A 5,585-nucleotide genomic window follows, 5' to 3' on the forward strand; every position below is an offset into this window, starting at 1 on the left:
TTTAAAGTGACCTTCATCTGCTTTAAAGCTGCCCATACTGAAGGAACAGCACAATCAAAATGTGCCGCAATTTCCCGTAAAAAAGCATAAGGATTTCAATTCCTCTAAAGGAATCTTTCGGTTTTTGACGACTCGCTTTTTCCTCTCTAAGTGTCCTTGTTCACGTAAGTTCTTTTCCCACGTGAAGAGAGTTCTGACGCCAACATCAAAAACCTTGGCTGCCTCGACATGGCTGTGCCCCCTCTTTGATGTAATCTAATGCTCGCTGTTTAAAATCTGTACTATATGCCATAGCTTTATTATAACATGCTTGTTTGAAACTAAGCAACTATACTATAATTTGAATCCTTTTGCTCACGATACTACTATAGAAATCAAGCATGAGTAAAACCAGTGGAACTTACCCTGACACGGAATTCCACTGGTTTTTATGATTTTTCTCAGACTAACTTCCAATTCTACTAGCGGTGGAACTTACTTTGGGAATTTAGCTTGTATTCTCTACTCACTTTTTGAAAAAGTTACAAGTCCAATAACTGACAACAAGAGAGAAATTCCAGAAATACTTAGCATAATAGAAATCATGTTATTCTCACCAGTGGCTGGTAACTGTTTTCCTTCTTTGATGACTGTAGCTAAAAGCACTTGTTGATCACTTCCAGCTAGTGTTTTATTCTCATGCTTAGCTTCTATATTGGAATGATGTATTGTAATTGATGTAGCTTTCTCAATTTTATCATTGCTAATTGAAGGCTTAATAGTTGAGACTTGTCTATTTTGACTTACTAATTTAACAGGTTGCACTTGAGAAACTGGCTTGATCGTTACAACTGGTTTAGCTGGAATAACTGGATTAACTGGTGCAACTGCTTTAGTTGGATCAACCGGCTTAACTGGTACAACTGGTTTGGTTGGAATCTCTACTTTATTAGCCTTAAGTTTTACAACCGTTTCTTTTAGAGCTTTGATTACTTCATTAATTTCTTCTTGACTAGCTTCTGCATTTTCCAAAAGTAGCTTAGCTTTGTTGAAAATAAGATGATATGCATCTTTCTCCTCTTTGCTAGCTGTCAAAAATCTTGGATCTTTTTCTTGGAACTTCACTTCATCCTCGATAACATTCTTTAGGCTCATAAAATCTGTTTCTTTCCCATTCAGCTGGTCTTGAGCTTGCAAGAAAGTGGTCAACAGACGGTCAATTTCATCTTGAGTTATCAAATCTTTTGTAATTAATAATGCCAAGAGTTTAAATTCACGATCATATTGACCTTTGCGTTCTTGATCAGAATTTATATATTTACCTTTTTTAACTGTCTCAGCATATGCTTTAATGGCATTCTTCAATGATGTGATATCAGATTCCTTACCATCCAATGTTTGCATAGCAGACTCTAAAGCCTTAACAATTTGGTCAATTTTATCTTGGTTAAGTTTACTTCCCAATGCTAGTTGCGCATCTTTGACACTTTGCTCAAACATCTCTTTTAAATTCTGTTTTGTATTATAATATCTTGGAGTTTTAACTACTTCCATTTGTTTATTTAAAGCTGCAATCAGAGCTAACTTAGAAACAACTGAAAGTGACAAAACATTATTTTTACCAAACAGAACTTTAAATGGTTGAAGATTATCAAGTAATTCATAACCGTTTGACAGATTTACAAGAACTTTATATTCACCAGTAACCACTTTCTTACCATAAGAATGTTTACCATATGTTTCAGCTGGCAAGACTTGACTCTGACCGTCTTCACCTACTAAAGTAATCATTGTAGTTCCAGGAACAGCTTGATTAAAGCCAACCGTTACTGGGGCATATTTCATTTTGTTAGCCAAGAAGGTAATAGTTTGAAAACTATTTTCTTTCGTTAAATCAAATTCCTTAGATAGAGCACTCACAAATTTCAACTCTGTACGATCATAGCTAAAAATTTCTGCAACATAATGCCCAAATTTCAAGAAATTAGTATCTTTTGACTTATCAACGGTTACATATTGACCTTCGCTATTTTTAATGCGATAAACATAAGTTGTATCAATCTCATCATTGGTTTTATTGTTTAGTATAGCAATTTTTACACGACCACTATTTTCTTCACCTACAAGATCTTTGAGAGATATAAAATCTACATTTCCCGCAAAGTCTTCCACATAATAGAAGATTTTCGATTTATCAATGTTCTTAGGAAGTGTATAACTACCATCTTCATTTTGTTTGATAATCTGATACTGTTCGATTTCTGAATCTGCCGCCTCTCTATTTTCAGAAGGACGAATATAAAAGACTTTTTCTAGAAGAATTCCGCCATTTCCGACATCCTGAGGTTTACGAGCTATAAATTGTTCTTGATTTTTTTGAGAACGAATATATCCCGAAGTAATCAGAGGTTTTTGTGTATCGATTTGAATTTTAAATATTGTGTATTGTTCTTCAGCTCCAGGGACATCTGGCTTATAACTAATAACATAGTCATAAATTCCATCAGAGACTCGATTTCCATTAGAATCCTGTCCTCCCCAAGCTGTTTTATCTACAATGTAACTTCTTGGATTTCTAGTATCGCCATCAAAATAATTTTTCACAAGGTCTGTTGGACGACTTTGCCAAATAGGCTGACTGTGTGTTGTATCCGAAGAATCATAAACAGTTGCACGAAGATTTACCAAGTTTCTATAGACAAGAGTTTTAAATTGAACAGAATCTTTATTACCATCATCGTTCGGCGAGATAGCAAGGCGAACATTACCCTTTTCATCTAATTGAAGATGGTATTTTCCTTCATCATCTTGTTTCACTCCGAGTACAGTCACTCGATTTCCTTGACGCTCTGCTTTTAAAACATTTACATCATTTTCAGAACTTGTTAAATAAGTTACATCGTCTGAAGGTGAAATTCCTGGATTATCTTTATCAATTTCAGAGTAAAATCCACTGTTTCCTTCCTTAATCAATTGATAAATTGGTTTTTCAATTGCAGGTAGATTTTGGAATTCTCCCTTAAATCCCATAAATGGTAAACCAATAACAGAACCATCATCTGCAGGATTGACAAATCTAACAAATCCTTCTAGAAAATAACCATTTGGCATTATTTTGCTAAGTTCTTCAGTAAACTTACTTGTATCTACACTAACTGTTACTGTCTTCGTACTATGAGCTTTCACAGTTACTTCGGGCCAAACTGTTTCAGTTAGTTTTCGTGGACGGAGAGTGAATTTTCCTTCTTCAACTTCGTCCGTATTTGTATTTACAATCATCTTCAATGTTCGGTCTTTATCCGAAATATTATGAATTGTAACTTCAAAGGTAAATTTATCACCAACATTACCAAGAGTAACACTTGGATAATTATTTGCACCTGTTACAAATAGATCTGTGCTTGTTGCCGCCATCGTGTCAACTACGCCAGCACCTTGGTGACGTGGAGAAGTATAGGCTCCAGTTTGTTTATTAAAATGTGGTTTTGCAGTAGACATAATTAAAGCTTTTACAATCTCTGAAATTTGACTAGCTGATAATTCAGGATGTTTCTTTGCTAAATATTCTTTGACTAATGCTGCGACACCAGCTACATGAGGGGCCGCCATACTTGTTCCACTTATACTTCCATAACTATTGTCGTTAAATGATGAATAGATATTTCCACCAGGTGCAGTAACATCTGGTTTCAATTGTCCATCTGTTGTAACTCCCCAACTTGAAAAATCTGACAATTGGTCTGCAACATCTGATTTACGATTATCCATCTTGTGATTAAAGACAATTTTATACTGACCAGACTTAAGAATTTCACCATAATATTTTGAAATAAAGACAGATGGGATTTTCTTAGCATCACCTGTAACAGACATACTAACATTTGCACCTTCAACGTTGTTATAAATTAAAACTCCAGCTGCACCGTGTTGAAGAGCATTTTTAATCTTATCAGAGAAATGGATTTTACCACGTTGAATCAGTGCTAACTTACCTCTTACATCAATATTAGCAAAATCTTCTTCACGACCAATACCCGTTGCTACATATTCGTATTCTTTCCCTTTTTCAAAATCTTTTTCTGTTTCAGGTCTATTAAAATCAAACTTACCATAATCAAGGGTAGCGTCATTTTCTAAACCTTTTACTTCAAAGACTTCAGTAGTTAGAATTTTATTATTAATCGAAGCAACAGAAATTGAATCTTCTACTGTAGAGGGATTTCCGACGAGACCATAATCAGGATTTTCTGCTAATGGTTGTGAAAAACCTCTACCGAAAGTATTGCTATTACCAGCAGCAATAACAACAGATACTCCTTTAGTGCGTGCTCTTTTTACTGCTTCAATAATATCTGAACCCGCATCTACAGTTGAACCCGCACCTGCACCCAAACTCATATTGATCACATCCGCACCTAACGCAACTGCGTCATCAACGGCTTTTACATAGAGGGCAGAGGCTGTAGTTTTATCTCTATCTGAAAAAACTCTCATAAACATAATTTGAGCTTCTGGCGCCACCCCATAAACCTTCTCAGAATTCGGGGCTTTATTAATTGGATTTCCAGCTACAATACCAGTAACGTGCATTCCATGAGACTCTTTTTCAGCCTCTTTTATATTATCAGTTCCATCAAAGTAATCATAAGCATATACTACCTTGTCACTGTACCATTTTCCATAGTCAATACCGGCAGCTTTTTTAGCTTTTTCGATATCATCCTGATTTTTAAATTTCGCCTTTGACGGATCAGAAATACGCAGAACTTCATGATTCAAATCAAGGCCTGAATCTATAACAGCGACTACAGTTCCTTTCCCTTTGTGTCCTGCTTCCCATGTTTTAGGGACAGTAATCATTTCATTACTGGAGATACTATTTGGCTTTTCTTTATGTCCACTTTGAGATAACGACTGTGATTGTGAACTTTCGGAAGAAGAACTTCTTTCTACTGCTGATTCTTCCTTCTTCTCTTCACTTTTTATAGCAGTCTTTTCTTTCTGTGTGATTACATTCTTGTCTGACTTATTATCTCTATATTCTATAGAATCATCTTGTTTTACTGACGCTGTCGCTTCTGTTTTTTCCTTTGAAGAAGAATCTAGAGCATTCTTGTCAGCCGTGACTGACGGTGCGAGCTTATTTGAATCATCTAATTTATTAATTATTACTGCATGTGTAACTTGATTGGATGTTTCAAATTTCCCCTCAGCAGCACTAACCTGTACTAAAGCAAATCTGCATGCAAAGACCGATAGCAGAAAAATCGTTGCTATTTGGTACTTTTTATGACAAAAATCTTTGCAGTCTCCCATAAAATCACTCCTTTTTATTTAAATTAAAAGTATTATATCCTAAATTATCTGAAAATTCTATCAAAAACTTATTTTGTAACAAAATTGTAATATTAATCACTCTTCTCATGTAATTTAAACATAAAGAAATTTAATCTCGATTAATACAAGACTAAATTTCTTTATTAAATAATTACTTTCCATTCAATTACTCATTAAGCAAAAACCTTACTAATCACGGTCATAGAATAGTTCATGTGCTTTTATAGTAGATTGAAACTAGAATAGTACACCTCTACTTCTAAAACATT

1 protein-coding gene and 1 pseudogene are annotated in these 5,585 nt (G+C 34.8%); both read right to left on the reverse strand.

Translation table 11 applies throughout. From position 1 onward, the window contains the following. Nucleotides 1-292, reverse strand: a pseudogene (locus HT709_RS11415) (IS630 transposase-related protein); the annotation flags it as partial. 209 nt (nucleotides 293-501) lie between these two features. Next, a complete protein-coding gene (locus tag HT709_RS11420) occupies nucleotides 502-5,295 on the reverse strand; it encodes a S8 family serine peptidase (protein ID WP_172925788.1) in 4,794 nt (1,597 codons plus the stop codon). Between the last annotated feature and the right edge of the window lie 290 nt (nucleotides 5,296-5,585).

The organism is Streptococcus sp. 1343 (assembly GCF_013277355.1).
Taxonomy (GTDB): Bacteria; Bacillota; Bacilli; order Lactobacillales; family Streptococcaceae; genus Streptococcus; species Streptococcus pseudopneumoniae.